We start from the raw sequence: 19204 nt of genomic DNA, 5'->3' as shown, positions 1-19204 counted from the left end.
GGATGGTGCAGCCGCCTTTCAGTCCGGGGCGTCGATGCTGTATGCGTCATCGCGGGCGAAGGCCTCGTCCTCGGGATAGCGCGACCGGGCTTCCTGGCGTAGGCGGGCAAATCCTTGCGCATCGTCCGCCGCCCGGCGCGCCGACAGCCGGCTCCGCCACAGGTGCTTGCGCCATCGCTTCGGCAGGCTGCCGAGCACGGGGTCGCCGTCGATGAGCGCCTGGGTGGCGGCCAGCCGGCTTTCGGCCCGGTCGAAATCTCCGACCCCGATCAGCGCCTCGGCAACGAGAAGGCCAAGCCCCGGATTGCAGGCCGTGTAGGGATCGCTTTCCAGCGCCAGGGCTGCGTCCGGGCGCCCGGCGGCGAATTCGGCGCCCGCCTCGGCGAAGCGGGCGATGTCGCCGGCGGCATGGTCGGCGACCAGCCCGCGCTCCGCGCAGAGCGTGCCGAGGTCGCGATCGAAACGGGTGATGAGCTTTCGGATGATGTTCAGGCTGTAGAGGTGGTCGTGGCTGGCGTGGGAGGAGCGCAGGGTCAGCGGTCTTGCCCGCGCCGGCAGGTCGCCCTGAAGGCATCGGGCCGCGCCCTCGGCATCGACGGCGTCGAAGATGCCGAACAGCAGATGCACCGCCGGGCCGTCGCTGGTCTCCTGCAGCATCGACAGGGGATCGCGGGCGTCCGGATCCTCTCCCATCACCTGTCCGCTCTGCGTGCCGGGGCGGCCGAGGCGAAACTCCGGTCCGAACGCATGGATCTCGCCATCGCCCCGCCGCAGGCCTGTCACAAGCGCGCCATAGGCCCCCTTCGATGCGCCATAGTAGAGGATGCGCTGCGCGGATGACCGGTCGCAGGCGAGCGCGATGGCGCGGTCGACCGCGTCATCGCAGCTCCTGTACCAGTCGGCATCCGGGCCGTTCAGAAAGAGGCAGGCGTGGCGCGTCTGCGCGAAAAGCCGCTCCAGTCCGAAGCGGCCCAGCGGCACCCGCGCCTGCGAGAAGACGATAGCGAGGATCCCTTCGCCTGGAGCGGCACCCTCCGGCGCCGGGCGATAACGCCAGGCAAGGCCGGTTTGCGGATCGGTATCGTCGTCGCGCAAGGGCCTGGCTTCCTTGTCTTTGCAGTCTTGCGGCGCCCCCTAGATCTGAGGGCCGATCCAGTAGCCTGACTGGGTCTGTTTGCGCGGGGTGCGGGCCTCCGCGAGATGCGCCGTTTCCGGATCGAGCGTGGCGATCGCCTCGTATTGGGTCAGGAACACCTTGCCGGTCAAGTGGCGAAGGAACTCCGTGCCTTCCAGACGGTCCATCACCGGCCCCTTGACCTCCGACAGGTGGAAGGTCACGCTCGAGTCCGACAGCCGGCGATTGATTTCCTCCAGGCTTTCCAGCGCGGAGGCGTCGATCTCGTTGACCGCCGGGCACATCAGCACGACGTGCTGCAGCTTGGGGCGCTCGGCGACGAACTCCAGCAGCCGGTCTTCCAGGTAGCGCGAGTTCGCGAAGAACAGGCTTTCGTCGACGCGCACCGACAGGACGCTGTCGCCGGTCACCACCGCATGGCGCTTGATGTTGCGAAAATGCTCGGTGCCCGGAACGATGCCGACAATCGCCATATGCGGCCGCGAGTTGCGGTAGAGATAAAGCGCGATCGAGACGCCGACGCCGGTGACGACGCCGGTTTCCACGCCGAAGCCGAGCGTGACCAGAATGGTGCCGGCCATCGCCGCGAAATCGCTCTTCGAATAGGCCCAGACCTGGCGCAACGCCTTGAGATCGACCAGCGACAGGACCGCAACGATGATGGTGGCGGCAAGCGTCGCCTGCGGCAGATTGGCAAGCAGCGGGGTCAGGAACACGGTGGCGAGCGCGATGCCGACGGCGGTGAAGGCGCCGGCCGCCGGCGTGCGCGCGCCCGCGTCGAAATTCACCACCGAGCGGGCGAAGCCGCCGGTGACCGGATAGCCGCCGGAAATCGCCGAGGCGATGTTGGACGCGCCGAGGCCGATCAGCTCCTGATCGGGCACGATGCGCTGGCGCCGCTTGGCGGCGAGCGTCTGCGCCACCGAGACGGATTCAACGAAGCCGATGACCGAGATCAGCAGGGCCGGAATGGCGAGCTGGGTCCAGAGATCGAGGCTGAAGGGCGGAAGCGTCGGCATCGGCAGGCCGGTCGGGATGTCGCCGATCAGGCGCACGCCCTTGTCGCCAAGGGAGAAGGTCACGGCGGCAAGGGTGGTCACGGCGACCGCGGCGACCGGGCCGGCCTTGGCCAGAATGTCGGCGAGGCGGGGACCGAGACCGATCCCGACGAGGGCGGGTTTCAGGCCCTTGCGCACCCAGAACAGAAAGGCGGTCGCCGGAATGCCGACGGCCAGGGTGTAGGGGTTGATGTCCGGCAGGGCACGGACCAGCGCGACGAGGATCTCGAAGAGATTGTGGCCGCTGGCCGAAACGCCGAGCAGGTGTTTGAGCTGGCTTGCCGCGATGATCAGGCCGCTGGCGGTGATGAAGCCGGAGATCACCGGATGGCTAAGCAGATTGGCGAGAAACCCGAGACGGAAGATGCCCATCGCCAGCAGCATCAGCCCGGACAGAAAGGCCAGCGCGATGGCCGCGCCGAGATATTCCGCGGTGCCCTGGGCGGCCAGATTGCCCACGGCGGAGGCGGTCATCAGCGAGACGACGGCGACCGGTCCCACCGCCAGCGCCCGGCTGGTGCCGAAGATCGCATAGGCAACCAGCGGCAGGATCGAGGCATAGAGCCCGATTTCCGGAGGCAGGCCGGCGAGCAACGCATAGGCGAGCGACTGGGGAATGAGCATGATCGTGACGATCAGCGCCGCGATCAGGTCATCGGTCGCGGTGTCGCGGGAATAGCTGCGGCCCCAGTCGAGAATGGGCAGATATCTGGCCAGCTGTTTCATCATCATCACGATACGCGTGTTCCGGCGATGGCGGGTGCCATCGCGCACAGGGCAGGGATCGCGCCGGGACGCCACGCGTCCCGCCACGGTCCGGATCTGGATGCAAGGCTCGGAAGGCGGCGTTGCCCGAGGGCGGCCGCCGCCTCTTATCCGGCCTGTGTCATCCGCGAAAGGACGGGGCGCAGGCCGGACAGATCGTATCCAGCGTCGGCCGCCAGGCGGACCAGTTCGTCCGCGTCGCGCGCGCCGGCCTGCGACAGGGCCCACAGATTGATCGAGCGTGTTCCGGTCCGGCAGAAGGCGAAGACCGGTCCGCCGGCACCGTCGAGCACGGTCCGGAAACCGTCCAGCAGGTCGGGGCCAATCCCGTCGCGCCCGACCGGAAGCGCGGCATAGGCGAGGCCCGCCGCCCTGGCCGCCGCCTCGATCTCGGCGCCGGAGGGCTGGTCCGGCGCCTCGTTGTCGGGGCGGTTGTTGACGATCGCCACGAAGCCGGCGTCGCGGATCGCCGCGACGTCCTCCGGCTCGATCTGGTGGGCAACGGTGATCGTTTCGTCAACCTTGGCGCTTTGCATGCATGTGTCCTTAGAGTTCGTTGACCGGGACCTTCAGGAAGGTCTTGCCGCTCTCGTCCTTCGGCGGCAGTCTGCCGGCGCGCATGTTGACCTGTATCGACGGGATGATCAATTTCGGCATGCCGAGCGTCGCGTCGCGCTGGGTGCGCATGGACACGAACTCATCCTCGCTGATGCCGTCGCGGGCGTGGATGTTGTGGGCCCGCTCCTCACCGACCGTGGTCTCCCAGCGGATGTCGCGGCCGTTCGGCGCGTAGTCGTGGCACATGAACAGGCGGAACTCCTCCGGCAGGCTCAGCACCTTGCGGATCGAGCGATAGAGTTCCGCAGCGTCGCCGCCGGGGAAGTCGGCACGTGCCGTACCGCCGTCGGGCATGAACAGCGTGTCGCCGACGAAGACGGCATCGCCCATCACATGCGTCATGCAGGCCGGCGTATGGCCGGGCGTATGCATGGCGAAACAGGTCATCTCACCGATGGTGTAGGTGTCGCCGTCCTTGAAAAGACGGTCGAACTGTGAGCCGTCGCGCTGGAACTCGGTGCCTTCGTTGAACACCTTGCCGAACAGGTTCTGCACGACCTTGATGTTCTCGCCGATTCCGATCTTGCCGCCAAGCTTCCCCTGGATGTAGGGCGCGGCCGACAGGTGGTCCGCGTGGACATGGGTCTCGATCAGCCATTCGACGGAAAGCCCGTTCTCCTGGATATGAGCGATGATCCGGTCGGCGGATTCAAACGAGATCCGTCCGGCGGCATAGTCGATGTCCATGACGCTGTCGACGACCGCGCAGGCCGTCGATGCCGGATCCTTGACCACATAGGAAATCGTGTTGGTTTCCGGGTCGAAGAAGGCGGTGACGTCGGGATGGGTCTTGGTGTCGACCGGATAGGTGGTTTCGGTGGTCATGATGGACCTCCTTCTCGTAGGGGAATACAGGACTTCGGGCGGATCAGCCCGCCGACGGCGCGGCGCGCGTTCTTGCGGTTTCGATCAGCCGCACGATCAGCATGCCGGCGACAAGCGCGGCAACGAAGATCGCCGGTTCCGACCGCCCCAGGCCAAGCGCGGGGACGACGCCGCCGGGGCAGAAGCCGGCGATCCCCCAGCCAACGCCGAAGATCGCGGCGCCGCCAAGGAGCTTGACATCGATGTCGCGCTTGGTCGGCAGCGAAAAGCCGCCCGCCAGCAGGGGATGCGACCGCGACAGCACCAGCCGGAAGCCGATGGCGGTCACGATCAGCGCGCCGCCCATGACGAACGCCAGGCTCGGGTCCCAGGTTCCGGCGATGTCGAAGAAATTCAGCACCTTTGCCGGATTGGCCATGCCGGACACGAGAATGCCGATGCCGAACACCAGGCCGATTGCGAAAGCGGAGATAATCCGTGTCATGGCCTCAGCCTCCAATCACATGGCGAATGACGAAGACCGTCACGCCTGTCGTCAACATGAACGTCAGTGTCGCGGCGATCGAGCGTGCCGACAGCCGGGCCATGCCGCAGACGCCGTGGCCCGAGGTGCAGCCGCTGCCGTAGGAAACGCCGATGCCGACGAGGATGCCGCCGATCACCAGCATTCCGGTGGAGGACGGTACCTCGATGACGGGCATGGAGCCCGTGGCGCCCAGCAGCACGACCGGAGCGGCGATCATTCCCGCCAGGAAGGCGAGCCGCCAGCCCCATTCGCCGGCGGTCACCGGCGGCAGCAGGCCGCCGATCATGCCGCTGATGCCGGCGATGCGCCCAAGCGCCGCCATCAGCATCACCGAGGCGAGCCCGATGAGGATTCCGCCGGTGGCGGACAGCACGGGTGTGAATTCGGTCATGTCTCCTCGCGCCCCTCTTGCGGGAAGCGCCCCTCTTGTGGTCGCGGCGCCGATGCGGCGGCCGCGTCTGTCGTTCGATATCGGACCGGGCGTGTGCCGCCGTCGTCCTCGATTGCAAATATATGAGAATATGCTAATTTAGCAAGTATGAATATTCAGCAGATGGAAATAAGCGCCGACAAAGCGGCGTCGATGCTCGGCTCCATGGCCAATTCCCGCCGTTTGATGACGCTTTGCCATCTTCTGGAAGGGGAATGCAGTGTCGGTCTCCTGGCGCAAAAGGTCGGGCTCAGTCAGTCCGCCCTGTCCCAGCATCTTGCCAGGATGCGGGCGCTGGGTCTCGTCGAGGCGCGCCGGCAGGGCCAGACGGTGCACTATCGCCTTGCCAGCAAGGAAGTCAGGACCGTTCTGGAGACGCTGCACGCGCTCTACTGCCCCTGAGGCACGCGGGCCGCTCAGCGCTGCGGCGCGATTGCCGGCCCGCCGAGAACCACGCTCGAGCCGTCGGGCCGCGTGCGTGTCACCACGCCCGGCAGCTTCGGAAGCGGGTTTTCGCCGTCATGCGGAAGATCCCGGTCCGCGCGCGGCGTCGACAATTCGTTCAAGGGACGCAGGATCCGCTCGTGGATCAGCGATCCGACATGAATGCGCACCGGGTCGCCGCCGTCGACCTTGAGCCGGAACTGGCTCGGCCAGAGGCGCAGCACCCAGCGGCCGCCGGTCTCCTCCTCCGGCGTTTCCGCCAGGTCGCCGTCGCGCTTGATCAGCACGAGCTCCGCGCCGCGTCCGTTCTGGATCCGGGGCAGGGCCGGCAGGTCTTCAGGCGGTGTCTGTCCGGCGAGGAAGCCGGCGAATGTGGCAAGCGACCAGGCCGGTGCCGGCACATAGCCGTCCGGGGCAAGTGCGCGCGCCAGCGCGTCCGGGTCGCCGGCCCATTGCAGGATCAGCGGTTCCTCGCGCTCGCCGTTGAGTTCAATCCGGTGTGCCGGCAGGTCCTGCCAGCCTTCGCCCAGCCACTCCTGGCGGCTGAGAACAACGGTCGGAGTGACCGGCTGGTACATTGCCAGTCCTGAGTCGAAATTGCGCATCACATGCGCGCTGCCGACGACGGTCATCGTCACGCTCACCAGCCCCGCCAGCGCCCAGCGCCCGACCTTCTCGTTGTGGATCGACCCGAAGACGAAGGCGAAGGCCGCGACCATTGCCGTGCCGAAGGCGAGGCCGCCGATCACGTCGCTGACCCAATGGGCGCCGAGATAGACCCGCGAAAATGCGATCGATCCGATCAGCGCGACCGCCACGGAAAAGACCCCGGCCTTGACCAGCGGCGAGCGGTCGTGGGCGACGAGCACGGCGATGATGCCATAGAGCACGGTGTTCAGCGTCGCGTGACCGGAGGGAAACGACAGGGCGTCGGCGCCGGTGTAAAGGTCGATCGGGCGCGCGCGATGAAGCAGCAGTTTCAGCAGCGGGACAAAGACCGCGGCGCCGGCGATGGCGATCAGGAAGCCGGTCGCCCGCCGCCAGGCGCGCCGAATGAACAGATAGGCGATCACCACGCAGGCAACGATGGAGGTGACGATCCCGTCGCCGAGCATCGTCATCGTGGTCATGAACTCGTCCGCGGCCGGGGTGCGCAGGCCCTGGAACAGGTTGCGCATCGCCGTGTCGGCCCGTTGCAATCCGTTGTCCGGGGAGATCGCGGCGGCAAGCGCCACGAACACCGGCACGGTGACCAGGAGCAGGGTGGCCGAGACCAGCATGCCGGCGGACCGCGGGTGGGCGGGGTCGAGCATGCGGGCAAACCATTTCGCGAAGCGGGACTTGCGTTGCGCAAGCCGGGCGACGATGCGGGTGCGGCTGCCGGCATAAAGCGGCAGAACGATCAGGATCAGCCAGCGCGCCAGCATGATCGCGATGAACAGCACCACAAGGAAAATGCCGAGCACGGTGGCCAGCCGGCCGCTGATCTCGCCCAGCGCTCCGAACGCGGTGCCGGCCAGCACGCCCGGTCCCAGATGGACGATGGTCCAGGCGATGGCGGAGGTGACGTTGATAACGGTGAAACGGGTCGCGTTCATGCCGACCATGCCGGCGATCCCCGGCACGATTGCCTTCACGCCGGGTACGAAACGTCCGATGAAGACGCTCTTGCCGCCGTGGCGCAGGAAATAGGCCTCGCCGCGTTCCACCAGCGTGCGGTAGCGGCTGAACGGCCAGACCGACTTGATGCTGTCCTTGTAAATGTGGCCGATCCAGTAAGAGATGGCGTCGCCGGCAATCGCGCCCAGCATCGTCCAGATGAAGATCGGCCAGGGGTCGAGCTTGCCAAGGCCCACCAGCGTTCCGGCGCCCACCAGAACCACCGTCGACGGCACCACCATGCCGATCAGGAACAGGGCCTCGCCCATGGCGATCAGGAACACCACCGCATTGGCGAGCGTCGGGTTTTCGCCGATGAAGGTGACGAGTTGGTTCAAAAGGTCGGTCACGGGGCGTTGCTCGGCATCACTGCGCTGCGGGGGGCGTCTGAAAAGACCGCGCGAGGCGGCGATTGCCGCCTACATGTACGCGCTCGCGGCCGATCCGCCAATCCTCGGCGGGCGGGATTTTCCGCGTCGTCCAGGTGGAGAGCGGCCGCGCCGCGATTGCCTTGGCGCCTTTGCCGCGTCACCTTGTGACGATGCGCCGCTCGTGGCGGTGCGCCGGCCGGTGGCGGGAACCGGCGAGAGGGAGGAATGAGGGTGTTCCAGTCTGCGGCCCTGCCCGTTTCGCTGTCGAAGGCGGACTTCAAGAAACTCGAGCCGGCCTTGCGCGGCGATCTTCTCGCGGCCCAGCTTGAGATGATCGCGTCGCGCGCCTTTTCGACCGTGATCGTGATCGCCGGCGTCGACGGTGCGGGCAAGAACGATGCGATCGCCCGGCTGCACGAGTGGATGGACGTGCGCCATCTCGTCTGCAACGCCTATGGCCCGCCGACCCGCGAGGAGCGCCATCGCCCCGAGATGTGGCGCTACTGGCGCGACCTGCCGGCGCGCGGCAAGACCTCCATCGTCGTCTCCTCCTGGTACAATGATCCCTTGCGTGACCGGGTGCTCGGCCGGGACGAGCAATGCGTTTTCGAGCAGCGCCTTTCCCGGATCAACCGCTTCGAGGCCCTGCTGGCGCATGAAGGCGTACTTGTGCTGAAATTCTGGTTCTCGCTTGGCGCCGTGGCGCAGAAACAAAGACTTGAGGCTGTGCGCGACGGCAAGGCGCGCGCGCGGCGGATCCTGACCGAGTGGGCGGACATCCCGCATTGCGCCGATGCGCAGACGGTGTTCCAGCAGGCCGCGCTCGCCACATCGACCGCGTCCGCTCCCTGGATGGTCATTCCTTCGGAAGATCCGGACGCCCGGGATCTGGCGCTCGGTCGCAGTGTGCAACTGGCGATGGCGCATCGCCTCAAGACCGAGCCGGGAGAGCCGATGGCCGTTCCCGCCGCTGTCGCCGGGGTCGAACGGCGCAGCCCGACCGAGGCGATCGATCTGGGAGCAAGCCTCGACAAGGAGCGCTACGACGAGGAGCTTGAGCGTTGGCAGCGCAAGCTGGCGCATCTGGTCGACCGCAAGGCTGCGCGCAAGTTGCCGCTTGTCGTCGTCTTCGAGGGCAATGATGCCGCCGGCAAGGGCGGCGCCATTCGCCGCGTCACCTGGCCGATGGATCCGCGCCGCTACCGGGTGCATCGCATCGGCGCGCCGAGCGAGGAGGAACTGGCCCATCCCTATCTCTGGCGCTTCTGGCGCGCTGTTCCGCGCAAGGGGCAGACGGCGATCTTCGACCGGTCCTGGTACGGCCGGGTGCTCGTCGAGCGCGTCGAGGGGTTTTGCTCGGAAGCCGACTGGGCTCGCGCCTACAATGAAATCAACCAGTTCGAAGCGGAGATGGCGCGCGCGGGAGCGCTGGTGGTCAAATTCTGGCTGGCGATCAGCAAGGAGGAACAACTGGCGCGGTTCAAGGCGCGTCAGGAAACCCCCTACAAGCAATTCAAGATCACCGACGACGACTGGCGCAACCGGTTGAAATGGGATGCCTATGCCCAGGCCGCCGGCGACATGATCGACCGCACCTCGACGACCGAGGCGCCCTGGCATCTGGTCTCTGCGGAAGACAAGCGCCACGCCCGCGTAACCGTCCTGAAAACCCTGTGCAAACGGCTGAAGGCGGCGCTTTAGCGTCCCCGTGTCAGTCCGGGCGCCGGCCTCATGTGTCTCCGGCGCTCCGGTCCGTGAAGCCCTGGCGGAAGGCTCGAGGCGAGAGGCCGGTGTGCGCGGCGAACACCCGCGAGAAATACGCGGGATCGGAATAGCCCAGTTCATAGGCGATTTCGGCTACGCGGATCTGCGTGTAGGCGAGCAGGCGCCGGGCTTCGAGCATCTGCCGGTCGCGGATCAGCGCGGAGGCCGACCGGCCGCGCGCCTGCCGGCAGACGCGGCTCAGATGCGGCGCGGTCACCGCCAAGGCGCGCGCATAGGCGTCGACCGTGTGAAGGCGGGCGTATTCTCCGTCGAGCAGATCCTGAAACCGCGAGAACAGCAGGCTGCCCGCGGTCGGCGGGCCCGGGCTGTTCTGCGGTCCCGCCTGCGCGTGATTGGCGTGACGCAATATCCAGATCAGCAGCAGGGCGACATGGGCCCGCAGCGCTTCCGCCCGGTTCGGCGCCCGGTCGCGATGCTCGCCGGCCAGTGCAGTGAGCGCCGGCGGCGCGTCGTCGGGACAGGAAAGGACGAGCGGCCGGACAAGGCGCTGGGCGCGGTCTACCGACAGGCGGATCGGATCGAACACGATATCGGGAAGCGTGACGACGACCCCTTCCGTTCCGGCGAGAAAATGAAACCCGTGAACGGTTCCGGCCGGGACGCTTGCCAGCGTGCCGTCGGTCAGGGTGTGTGTCGTGTCGTCCAGCCGGATGGTGCCGCCGCCGCGCTCGATCCAGAAGATCTGGTGAAGGGCCGGGTGACGGTGCGCCGCGATGCGCCAGCGGCGCGGGCCGCTTCGCTCGCGCAAAGGTTCGATATGCACAAGGTCGGGAAAGCCCGATTGGGCGGGTTCGCCCAATAGTCCATAGTCTGGTGCGGTATCGATTGTTCGATTCATCCATATATAAGAGCGATATTTCCATTCTCCTGTCCAGCCGTATCGGCGAGTGTTGGCGCAAGATCACCGGCGATCCGCCGGTTGGCGCGGCCTCCTGGCCGTCCGGCCGACCGCGGGCACAAGCCGGGCCCGACGCACCCCATCGACATGAAGGCATGGCCGCGATGACCATTCCCGCGAAAACCCAGGTTCTGATCATCGGTGGCGGTCCCGCCGGCCTGCTGCTTTCGCAGCTCTTGCATCGCGCCGGTGTCGACACCGTGGTGCTCGAGCGCCGCAGCCGCGACTATGTGCTGTCGCGCATTCGCGCCGGCGTGCTCGAGCAGGGCACCGTCGACCTGCTGCGCCGGGCCGGGGTGTCGCAGCGCATGGAGCGCGAGGGGCTTGTGCACACCGGCGTCGAGATCGCCTTTCACGATGAGCGCCTGCGCATCGACCTAGACGAGCTGACCGGCGGGCGGACGGTCACCGTCTACGGCCAGACCGAGGTGACCGCGGATCTCTACGCCGCGCGCGACGAGATGAACGGTATTGTCGTGCATGGGGCGGAAGACGTCGCGCTGCATGACGTGCTTGGCGCAAGCCCCCATGCCACCTTCCGCAAGGACGGGCAGACGCATCGCATCGACTGCGCCTTCATTGCCGGCTGCGACGGGTTCCACGGCGTCTCCCGCGCGACGATCCCCGCCGACGTCCTGAAGACCTATGAGCTGGTCTATCCCTTCGGCTGGCTGGGTGTCTTGTCGGACGTCCCGCCGGTGCATGACGAACTCATTTATGCCGGGCATGAAAAGGGCTTTGCCCTGTGCTCGATGCGCTCGCTGACCCGCAGTCGCTATTACATCCAGTGTTCGCTCGAGGAGAAGGTCGAAGACTGGTCGGACGACCGCTTCTGGGAGGCGCTGGCTGCACATCTGCCGGGCGATGTCGCGGCCCGGCTCACCACCGGACCGTCGATCGAGAAGAGCATCGCGCCGCTGCGCTCCTTCGTCGCCGAACCGATGCGCCACGGGCGGCTGTTCCTTGCCGGCGATGCGGCGCATATCGTTCCGCCGACCGGTGCCAAGGGGCTCAACCTCGCGGCCTCCGACATTCACTATCTCTCCGAGGCGCTGATCGCCCATTTCACCCGCCAGGACGACGACGGGCTGGAAACCTATTCCGCCCGCGCGCTTGCCCGCGTTTGGAAGGCCGAACGGTTTTCCTGGTGGATGACGACGGCGCTGCACCGCTTTCCCGAGAAGGGGGCCTTCGGCGCGCGCATCCAGCAGGCCGAGTTCGACTATCTCGCCTCCTCGCGCGCGGCACAGCAATCGCTTGCCGAAAATTACGTCGGACTGCCTTTCTGAGGGGCGCCTGCTTCTTCGTCCCGGATCAACTGCGCGACCAGGGCCGTTGTGGCTTCCTGGGCCTCGCGTAGCGAGGCTTCGTGCCGGCTGTCCCCGAATTCCTGATATTCGACGCGCACGACATGGATCCGGCCAACTCCCAGGTAGTGCCGTATCGCCTCAAGGTGCGGCACGAGATGGTCCAGCGTCTGGCGCACCCCGCCCGGCGCGAAGCCGAACTCGCCGGCGGAGGTCAGCAGAACCATCTGCTTGCCGGCCAGAAGGGGTTCCAGCGGATAGTCGCCGCGCGCCAGGTCGAAGGAAAACGTTCGTCCGATGCGAACGACATTGTCGACCCAGGCCTTGAGCGCCGACGGCATGCCGCTGTTGTACATCGGTGCGGTCAGCAGGCAGACGTCAGCGTTCCGCAATTCGTCGATGAGCCGGTCCGACTGTGCCAGGATGGCCCGTTGCTCCGGCGTGCGAGCCTCTTCCTTGGTGAAGGCGGCCGCAATCCATTCCTCGCAGATATGAGCCGGCGGTTCGCTCGCCAGGTCGCGCAGGGTCCATTTGTCGCGGGGTCTTTGGCTTTGCCATTCGTGCTGGAAGCGATCGCCGAGAGAGCGGGTCAGGGACCGGCTGCGGCGGGCGCTGGCATCAACTCGGAGAAATTTGGTCATCGACATTGTTCCTTGACGAGAATATTGATGCCAAGATATTAATTTCAAATAGTTTTTCAAAAGATCAAATCACGTCTTGAGATGAGGTAAATTCATCTGAATGTCCGGTCGTATCTCTCTTTCCTCGATCCGTGTGTTCGAGGCGGCGGCGCGTCTCGGCTCCTTTAAGGAGGCGGCCGACGAATTGGGGATGACGCCGACGGCGGTGTCTCACCGCATCAGGGGGCTTGAGGCCGACCTCGGCACGGCATTGTTCTCGCGCTCGCATCGCAAGGCCGATCTGACGGCGGCCGGAGATGAGCTGTTCGAGGCGTCGCGGGCGGCCGTTTCCGTGGTCGATGCTGCGATCGAGCGCATTGGTGCGTCGCGACATTCGGTGACGTTGACGACGACGCCAGCCTTTGCCGCACTTTGGCTCGCGCCCCGCCTTCAAGCCTTTCAGGCGGCGGTGCCAGGGGTGGCGCTTCGGGTGGAAGCTTCGCATGCCGTGGTCGATCTGGAGCGGGTGCGCGGAGTGGACCTGGCGATTCGTTATTCGCCGCGGGGTTCAACCGCGGGCGAATTGTTGGCGCGGGAGTGTTTTCGGGCCTTTGCGGCTCCGTCGGTCGCAATAAAGGGTCGCGGGGGCATGTCGCTTCCGCTGCTAGTCAGCAGGTGGCAGTCAAGCGATCTCGACGACATTCCGTTGCGGCCTTTCGAGGCAGCCTTCGGCCTGCCAAGCGAGCGTTCTCCTGTCATCTTTGACGATGAGCATCATGCTGCGTTGGCCGCGGTTTCCGGCAGCGGCATCGTGATCCTGAGCGATGTTCTGGGGCAGGATATGGTCGCGTCCGGTCTCCTGGCAGAGCTTTCCCCGGACGTATCCGTGCCGGGACATTGTTACCGTTTGCAAGCCGCCGGGCGTTCGGCGGCAGGAAAGGACGTCGGGCGAGTGATCCAGTGGCTGCTTGACGAGACGCGTTGCTGCCGGTCGTAAGCCGGTGCCATCACTTCGGGTCCGGCCGGAGTGTCGACCTTGCCGGAGCTTGTGATGTCTGTATCAATCTGCAGGCGGTTCCCGGCCCAAACATATCCAGTGAGATTATCATGTCGTTTGATCTGCTCGTGAAGAATGCCACCCTGCCCGACGGTCGCACGGGCGTCGATATTGCCTGTTCCAACGGGCGGATCACGGCGGTGGAGCCGGGGATCGCGGCGGAGGCGGCGCGGGTGATCGATGCGGGCGGCCGTCTGGTCTCGCCGCCCTTTGTCGACAGTCATTTTCACATGGACGCGACCCTGTCGCTCGGCCTTCCGCGCATGAACGAAAGCGGCACGCTGCTGGAAGGCATCGCGCTTTGGGGCGAGCTGAAGCCGCTGCTCACCGTCGATGCGGTGGTAGAGCGGGCGCTGCGCTACTGCGATCTCGCCGTTTCCCAGGGTCTGCTCGCGATCCGCAGTCATGTCGACGTCTGCGACGATGCGCTGACCGGTGTCGAGGCGCTGCTTGAGGTCAGGAAGAAGGTCGCGCCCTATCTCGATCTCCAGCTTGTCGCCTTTCCGCAGGACGGGCTTTATCGCTCCGAAACGGCGGAACGCAACCTGCTGCGCGCGCTCGACATGGGCGTCGATGTGGTCGGCGGCATCCCCCATTTCGAACGCACGATGGAGGATGGGGCCCGGTCTGTGCGGGCGTTGTGCGAGATCGCCGCCGAGCTCGGCCTGATGGTCGATCTGCATTGCGACGAGAGCGACGATCCGCTGTCGCGTCATATCGAGACGCTGGCCTGTGAGACGCAGCGTCTCGGGCTGCAGGGCCGGGTCGCCGGCTCTCATCTCACCTCCATGCATTCCATGGACAACTACTATGTGTCCAAGCTCTTGCCGCTGATCGCCGAGGCCGGGGTGCACGCCATCGCCAATCCGCTGATCAACATCACCCTGCAAGGGCGTCACGACACCTATCCCAAGCGGCGCGGCCAGACCCGCGTGCCGGAACTGCGCGCTGCGGGGATCAACGTCGCCTTCGGCCATGATTGCGTGATGGATCCCTGGTATTCGATGGGATCGGGCGACATGCTGGAAGTGGCCTCAATGGGCATGCATGTCGCGCAGATGATGAGCCGCGACGCGATGCGCTATGCCTTCGATTGCGTGACGGTGCATCCGGCGAAAGTCCTCGGGCTGGCGGGATATGGCGTGGACGTCGGCTGCAACGCCGACTTCGTGGTGCTGCAGGCGGCCGATACAATTGAGGCGATCCGCCTGCGCGCGCGCCGGCTTGCGGTCGTGCGGCGCGGCCGCGTCATCGCCGAAAGCGATCCGGCGATCACGCGGCTTGAGCTGGACGGGCGACCGGACCATGTGGACGCGGCCGCTTATGCGCCGGGCCGATAGCCGTGGCGACACCACGGGCGCACCCCATGGGCTGGAGACGCGGATGACACAGGCGAGCGACGTCGGCGAGGACACCTCGGAAGCGGTCGGGAGTTATGTCCCGCCCTATCCTTCTCGTCCGGACATCCAGCCATCGGTCCTCGAGCTGATCAGTCTTGCCCGGCGCAGTCTCCTGTCTGTCTGGACGCTGCCGTCCTTTTCCAAGCCCTGGACCAAGATCACCATCCTGCGGAGGATGCTGTTCATCTGCAACAGCCCGGCGACCGTTCAGGAAGCCTTCGTGCGCAAGCATGCGATCTATGAGCGCAAGAGCCCGCAGATGCGCCATGCGTTGGAGCCGCTGATCGGCGACGGCCTGTTCGTGTCGGATGGCGAGACCTGGCGCCGGCGCCGGCAGATTGTCGCGCCGATCATCCATGCGTCGCGTGTGCCCGCCTTTTTTCCGGTGATGGCGGAGACGATCGCGGAGCGGCGTTCCGCCTGGGCCGCGCGGGGCGCGGAGGCCCCCACCGACGTGCTTCAAGAAATGGCCCATCTGACGGCCGAAATCATCTGCCGCACCATCTTCGGCCGGCAGCTCGGGCGTGACTATGCCGCGGAGGTCGTCGAGAGTTTCACCGATTACCAGCGCCATATCGACCAGATCGACATTCTGTCGCTGCTTCGCTTGCCGGACTGGATCCCCCGGCTTCGCGGCCGGGCGATCAAGCGGGCGGTGAAGCGCATCGACACGGTGCTCGAGGAGATCATCAGCAGCTACGAAAGCCGTGCGGGCGGCGGCGAGACCTCGGTGATCGGCGGGTTGCTCGACGCTCGCGACGAAGACGGGCGCCCCCTGTCGCGCCAGGCAATTCGCAACGAGGCCGCCGTCATCTTCATGGCGGGCCATGAAACCACGGCCAACACGCTCGCCTGGGCCTGGTTCCTGCTGTCGCAGGCGCCATCGGTGCGCGACAGGCTGCATGCCGAACTTGACGCCGTCTGCCCGGACCGGGATCCGGTCTTTGAGGACATTGCCCGGCTTCCCTACACACGGGCGGTGATCGAGGAGACCTTGCGGCTCTATCCCCCCGTTCCGATCCTGGCGCGCGAGGCCAACCGGGACGACAAGATCGCGGGTGTGGCGGTCCCCAAGGGGTCGATTGTCATGGTCGTGCCCTGGCTGCTGCACAGAAACCCCACTCTCTGGGAGCGCGCCGATCATTTCGAGCCGGAGCGGTTTCTGGGCGGTGCGCGCGGCGGGCAATCGAAATTCGGCTATGTGCCCTTTGCCATCGGGCCGCGCATCTGCGCCGGGCTTTCCTTCGGCCTGACGGAATCGGTCCTGTCGCTTGCCATGCTCGCGCGCGCCTTCGATCCCCAACTGGAACCGGGCACGGATATCCAGCCGGTCAGCCGCCTGACCCTGCGCCCCGGCGAGCAACTGCCGATGCGGCTGCGGCCGCGCGGCGGATAGGGCAAGGAGAGAGATGCCGGTCAGGGACGTGCCGTTTTCGCAGACCGAGGCGAGCGAACCGGAACCACCGCCCGTTCGCGACCTGTTCGGCTCTGCGGAGACGCGAAACACTGCCTGGCGGTTCCATCTGTTCGACCGTCTGACGGGCGGAGCCCTTGTCGGTCTGGACGCGGCGCTGCGGCGTTTGCCGTTGAGCTGGGGCCCGGGTCTTGGCGCTTTCCTCGCAGGGATCTTGCGTCGCCTGGACCGCAAGAGAATTTACGCCCGGCGCATTGCCTATAATCTCGCCAAGCTTGCTCCGGGAGGTCCTCTCGACGGGCGGGCACTTGCGGAGCTGGACGCGCGCTGGTGGCGCAACGCCGGAATGACCAAGGGCGAATACAGCGGCGTCGAACGATATCGTACCGCGGGCAGGGTCACGCTGGAGGGATACGAGACGCTGACGCGGATGGGACTGGACAAGGGCCAGTTCATCTATGTCAGCGTCCATCTCGGATCGTTCGAGGTGCTGGGCGAGTTCGTCAACAACGGCCTGAAGCGCAGTTGCATCGGCATCTGGGAGCCCGAAAGAAACCGCTTTGTCAATCGGCTGTTGTCCAGGCTCCGCCGGCGCTACGGCATGTATGTCTTCCCACCTGGCCAGCGGTCCGCGCGGCATATCCGCCGCTGTGTCGTCGACAATGGCACGGATATCCTGTGCTTCGTCGACGAGGTGCGCGACCGCCAGAGCCATCTGCCGACCTTCGGCCGCCCGCTGCCGGAGCGCTGCAACGCCGTGAATGCGGTCAAGCTCGCGCTTCGCTCGGGCGCGCCGCTTGTGCCGATCTACATGCTCAGAGAGCCGGGGGGGCGGTTCCGGGTTCGCATGCATCCGCCGCTGCCGCTGGACCGGGAGGCGCAGGTCGATGACGCCGTCGTCAAGGCGCTTGGCGAGATCGACCGTTTTTTTGATCCGATCGTTCGCGCCAACCTGGAGCAGTGGTGGATGCTGTCCGAGGTTCGCCTGCCGGGCTTCGTCGCTCATCCCCGCGAGGCGCGTGCCCGCGATCAGTGAAGCCAGCGCACCAGGAAGAGCGTGAGCGAGGGAAACAGCACCAGGATGGCCACGCGCAGGATGTCGCTGGCGATAAAGGGCATCACGCCGCGGAAGGTCTGGCTCAGCGGAATGTCGGGGGCCATCGAGTTGATGACGAAGAGGTTCATCCCCACCGGTGGCGTTATCAGCCCCACCTCCACGACAATCAGCACGATGATGCCGAACCACAGGGCGAATTCCTCCGGCGGCAGGCCGAAGTCGAGCGCCGAGACGATCGGAAAGAAGATCGGGATTGTCAGCAGGATCATCGACAGCGAATCCATGATGCAGCCGAAGATCAGGTAGCAGACGAGGATCAGGATCAGCACAAGCCAGGGGCTGAGGCCAAGGCCCGCGACATAGGCGGCGGATTGCTGCGGCAGTTGGGAAAAGGCGAGAAACCCGTTGTAGACCGTTGCGCCGAGCACGATGAAGAAGATCATGCCGGTGGAGGCGGCGGTGGACAGGAAGGAATCCACCAGTCCCTTGCGGTCGAGGCCGCCCTTCCACAATGCGACCAGGCCCGTGCCGGCCGCGCCGACCGCAGCCCCTTCCGTCGGGGTGAAGACGCCGGAATAGATCCCGCCGATCACGGCGATGAAGATGAGCAACACCGGCCAGACGCCGACCAGTGCGGCGACGCGTTCCGACCAGGGCGCCCGCTCCCGGTGTCCGGCGCTGTCGGGGCGAAACCGGACGTAGAGCGAGACGGTGAGCATGTAGCCGGCGGCGGCCAGAATGCCCGGTACGAAGGCCGCCATGAACAGCTTTGCAATATTCTGTTCGGTCAGGATGGCGTAGATGACGAGGACGACGGAGGGCGGGATCAGGATGCCGAGCGTGCCGCCGGCGGCAAGACACGCAGTCGACAGCGCGCCGGAATATCCCGCACGCCGCATCTCCGGCAGGGCCACCTGCCCCATCGTTGCAGCCGTTGCCAGCGACGAGCCGCAGATCGCTCCGAAGCCGCCGCAGGCGGCCACCGCCGCCATGGCGACCCCGCCGCGCCGATGGCCGACGAAGGTTTCGGCGGCGCGGAACAGCGCGCGTGACATGCCGCCACGGGTCGCGAACTGGCCCATCAGCAGGAACAGCGGCACGATCGACAGCGAGTAGTTGGAAAAGGTGCTGTAGACCAGCGACTTGAGCTGCGCCAGAGCCGGCACGGTGGATCCCGTGACGAGGCTCGTGCCGGCGACGCCGATCACGAACATCGCAAGCCCGATGGGCAGCCGCAGGAAGATCAGGAGCAGCAGGACCGGGATCGACCAGAGCCCGTATTCGAGGGACGTCACCGGTTACGACTCCTGATGCTGGGGAGACTGTCGCGGCGGCTGCAGGGTCTCTGCAAGGCTGCGCCAGATGGTGTAGAGGCAGACGACCGCAAACAGGACCGCGCCTGTCATTGCCGCGGCATAGGCCCACCACAGCGGAAACTGCAGGATGAAGGTCGTTTCGTGATAGGCCTTTTTGTCGAGCATGCCGAGCCACAGCCGCCAGGCAATGAGGACGGCGACGGCGGTCATCAGGATGTTGGAAACCACATCGACGGCGGCGTTCACCCGTGGTCCGAAGCGGGCCAGAAAGAGATCGACGGTCACATGGCCGCGTTTCATCTGGCACCAGGGCAGGAAGGCGAAGATCGCAAAGGCGGTCCCGGCCTCGACAAGCTCGTAGTCTCCGGGAACGGGGGCAAGCCCGAGCCAGTTCAGCTCGCGCCCGGTAATGGACACGACGGTCATCGCGGTGATGGCGACGAGCACCGCACCTCCGGCAATTGCGAACCAGCCGGACACGGTGGTCAGCGCCTTTTCAACTGTCTGCCGCACGGTGAC

18 protein-coding genes are annotated in these 19204 nt (G+C 66.1%); 7 read left to right on the top strand and 11 right to left on the bottom strand.

Annotated elements, in window-relative coordinates:
* Positions 1-18: 18 nt before the first annotated feature.
* From LC092_RS09645 to LC092_RS09620, 6 genes are all read right to left on the bottom strand, one after another.
* Entirely contained in the window at positions 19-1095 is a 1077-nt protein-coding gene (locus LC092_RS09645) for a hypothetical protein (RefSeq protein WP_224806306.1), read from the bottom strand.
* Between the two features lie 39 nt (positions 1096-1134).
* A complete protein-coding gene (locus tag LC092_RS09640) occupies positions 1135-2919 on the bottom strand; it encodes a SulP family inorganic anion transporter (protein WP_224806416.1) in 1785 nt (594 codons plus the stop codon).
* Positions 2920-3065: 146 nt separating this feature from the next.
* Positions 3066-3494 carry a TIGR01244 family sulfur transferase gene (locus LC092_RS09635; protein WP_224806305.1) on the bottom strand — a complete coding sequence of 143 codons (429 nt, stop codon included), beginning with the start codon at positions 3492-3494 and terminating at the stop codon, positions 3066-3068.
* Positions 3495-3504: 10 nt separating this feature from the next.
* Complete coding sequence (locus LC092_RS09630) at positions 3505-4401, bottom strand: MBL fold metallo-hydrolase (RefSeq protein WP_224806304.1); 897 nt, start codon at positions 4399-4401, stop codon at positions 3505-3507.
* A gap of 43 nt (positions 4402-4444) precedes the next feature.
* Complete coding sequence (locus tag LC092_RS09625; RefSeq protein WP_224806303.1) at positions 4445-4885, bottom strand: DUF6691 family protein; 441 nt, start codon at positions 4883-4885, stop codon at positions 4445-4447.
* 4 nt (positions 4886-4889) lie between these two features.
* On the bottom strand, positions 4890-5318 hold the full coding sequence (locus LC092_RS09620) for a YeeE/YedE family protein (protein ID WP_224806302.1): 429 nt from the start codon (positions 5316-5318) through the stop codon (positions 4890-4892).
* 162 nt (positions 5319-5480) lie between these two features.
* Between LC092_RS09620 and LC092_RS09615 the strand changes: the two genes are divergently transcribed.
* Positions 5481-5759: an ArsR/SmtB family transcription factor gene (locus tag LC092_RS09615; protein ID WP_224806301.1), complete on the top strand. Its 279-nt coding sequence runs from the start codon at positions 5481-5483 to the stop codon at positions 5757-5759.
* A 14-nt stretch (positions 5760-5773) separates the two neighbouring features.
* On the opposite strand, the gene LC092_RS09610 is transcribed toward LC092_RS09615, so the two are convergent.
* Positions 5774-7810, bottom strand: coding sequence for a bifunctional DedA family/phosphatase PAP2 family protein (locus tag LC092_RS09610; protein WP_224806300.1), 2037 nt, complete (start codon positions 7808-7810; stop codon positions 5774-5776).
* Positions 7811-8056: 246 nt separating this feature from the next.
* On the opposite strand from LC092_RS09610, the gene pap reads away from it, so the two are divergent.
* Positions 8057-9532: a polyphosphate:AMP phosphotransferase gene (gene pap / locus LC092_RS09605; protein WP_263627076.1), complete on the top strand. Its 1476-nt coding sequence runs from the start codon at positions 8057-8059 to the stop codon at positions 9530-9532.
* A 28-nt stretch (positions 9533-9560) separates the two neighbouring features.
* Here the strand turns inward: pap and LC092_RS09600 are convergent, their stop codons facing one another.
* The gene (locus LC092_RS09600; protein WP_224806298.1) at positions 9561-10379 is read right to left on the bottom strand and encodes a helix-turn-helix domain-containing protein; all 819 of its coding nucleotides are present in this window, start codon (positions 10377-10379) and stop codon (positions 9561-9563) included.
* A gap of 230 nt (positions 10380-10609) precedes the next feature.
* Here LC092_RS09600 and pobA point away from each other — a divergent pair, with 230 nt between their 5' ends.
* Positions 10610-11803 (top strand): 4-hydroxybenzoate 3-monooxygenase, encoded by a 1194-nt coding sequence (gene pobA, locus LC092_RS09595; RefSeq protein WP_224806297.1) that lies wholly within the window; start codon positions 10610-10612, stop codon positions 11801-11803.
* Here the strand turns inward: pobA and LC092_RS09590 are convergent.
* Positions 11782-12462 (bottom strand): FMN-dependent NADH-azoreductase, encoded by a 681-nt coding sequence (locus LC092_RS09590; RefSeq protein WP_224806296.1) that lies wholly within the window; start codon positions 12460-12462, stop codon positions 11782-11784. The two genes, pobA and LC092_RS09590, sit on opposite strands and share 22 nt — an antisense overlap.
* 100 nt (positions 12463-12562) lie before the next feature.
* Here LC092_RS09590 and LC092_RS09585 point away from each other — a divergent pair, with 100 nt between their 5' ends.
* From LC092_RS09585 to LC092_RS09570, 4 genes are all read left to right on the top strand, one after another.
* Positions 12563-13438 (top strand): LysR family transcriptional regulator, encoded by an 876-nt coding sequence (locus tag LC092_RS09585; RefSeq protein WP_224806295.1) that lies wholly within the window; start codon positions 12563-12565, stop codon positions 13436-13438.
* Positions 13439-13548: 110 nt separating this feature from the next.
* A complete protein-coding gene (locus LC092_RS09580; RefSeq protein WP_224806294.1) occupies positions 13549-14838 on the top strand; it encodes an amidohydrolase family protein in 1290 nt (429 codons plus the stop codon).
* A gap of 43 nt (positions 14839-14881) precedes the next feature.
* On the top strand, positions 14882-16294 hold the full coding sequence (locus tag LC092_RS09575; protein ID WP_224806293.1) for a cytochrome P450: 1413 nt from the start codon (positions 14882-14884) through the stop codon (positions 16292-16294).
* A 13-nt stretch (positions 16295-16307) separates the two neighbouring features.
* Positions 16308-17348 (top strand): lysophospholipid acyltransferase family protein, encoded by a 1041-nt coding sequence (locus tag LC092_RS09570; RefSeq protein WP_224806292.1) that lies wholly within the window; start codon positions 16308-16310, stop codon positions 17346-17348.
* Here LC092_RS09570 and LC092_RS09565 read toward each other — a convergent pair.
* Positions 17342-18664 carry a TRAP transporter large permease gene (locus tag LC092_RS09565; RefSeq protein ID WP_224806291.1) on the bottom strand — a complete coding sequence of 441 codons (1323 nt, stop codon included), beginning with the start codon at positions 18662-18664 and terminating at the stop codon, positions 17342-17344. The two genes, LC092_RS09570 and LC092_RS09565, sit on opposite strands and share 7 nt — an antisense overlap.
* 3 nt (positions 18665-18667) lie before the next feature.
* Positions 18668-19198: a TRAP transporter small permease gene (locus LC092_RS09560; protein WP_224806290.1), complete on the bottom strand. Its 531-nt coding sequence runs from the start codon at positions 19196-19198 to the stop codon at positions 18668-18670.
* Between the last annotated feature and the right edge of the window lie 6 nt (positions 19199-19204).

The organism is Stappia stellulata (genome assembly GCF_020176715.1).
GTDB lineage: Bacteria > Pseudomonadota > Alphaproteobacteria > Rhizobiales > Stappiaceae > Stappia.
This window is presented reverse-complemented; position numbering and strand designations above follow the sequence as displayed.

Coding starts and splice junctions, on each gene's coding strand:
- LC092_RS09640 (WP_224806416.1), bottom strand. CDS start 2,919: ATGAAACAGCTGGCCAGATATCTGCCCATTCTCGACTGGGGCCGCAGC.
- LC092_RS09635 (WP_224806305.1), bottom strand. CDS start 3,494: ATGCAAAGCGCCAAGGTTGACGAAACGATCACCGTTGCCCACCAGATC.
- LC092_RS09630 (WP_224806304.1), bottom strand. CDS start 4,401: ATGACCACCGAAACCACCTATCCGGTCGACACCAAGACCCATCCCGAC.
- LC092_RS09625 (WP_224806303.1), bottom strand. CDS start 4,885: ATGACACGGATTATCTCCGCTTTCGCAATCGGCCTGGTGTTCGGCATC.
- LC092_RS09620 (WP_224806302.1), bottom strand. CDS start 5,318: ATGACCGAATTCACACCCGTGCTGTCCGCCACCGGCGGAATCCTCATC.
- LC092_RS09615 (WP_224806301.1), top strand. CDS start 5,481: ATGGAAATAAGCGCCGACAAAGCGGCGTCGATGCTCGGCTCCATGGCC.
- pap (WP_263627076.1), top strand. CDS start 8,057: ATGAGGGTGTTCCAGTCTGCGGCCCTGCCCGTTTCGCTGTCGAAGGCG.
- pobA (WP_224806297.1), top strand. CDS start 10,610: ATGGCCGCGATGACCATTCCCGCGAAAACCCAGGTTCTGATCATCGGT.
- LC092_RS09590 (WP_224806296.1), bottom strand. CDS start 12,462: ATGACCAAATTTCTCCGAGTTGATGCCAGCGCCCGCCGCAGCCGGTCC.
- LC092_RS09585 (WP_224806295.1), top strand. CDS start 12,563: ATGTCCGGTCGTATCTCTCTTTCCTCGATCCGTGTGTTCGAGGCGGCG.
- LC092_RS09580 (WP_224806294.1), top strand. CDS start 13,549: ATGTCGTTTGATCTGCTCGTGAAGAATGCCACCCTGCCCGACGGTCGC.
- LC092_RS09575 (WP_224806293.1), top strand. CDS start 14,882: ATGACACAGGCGAGCGACGTCGGCGAGGACACCTCGGAAGCGGTCGGG.
- LC092_RS09570 (WP_224806292.1), top strand. CDS start 16,308: ATGCCGGTCAGGGACGTGCCGTTTTCGCAGACCGAGGCGAGCGAACCG.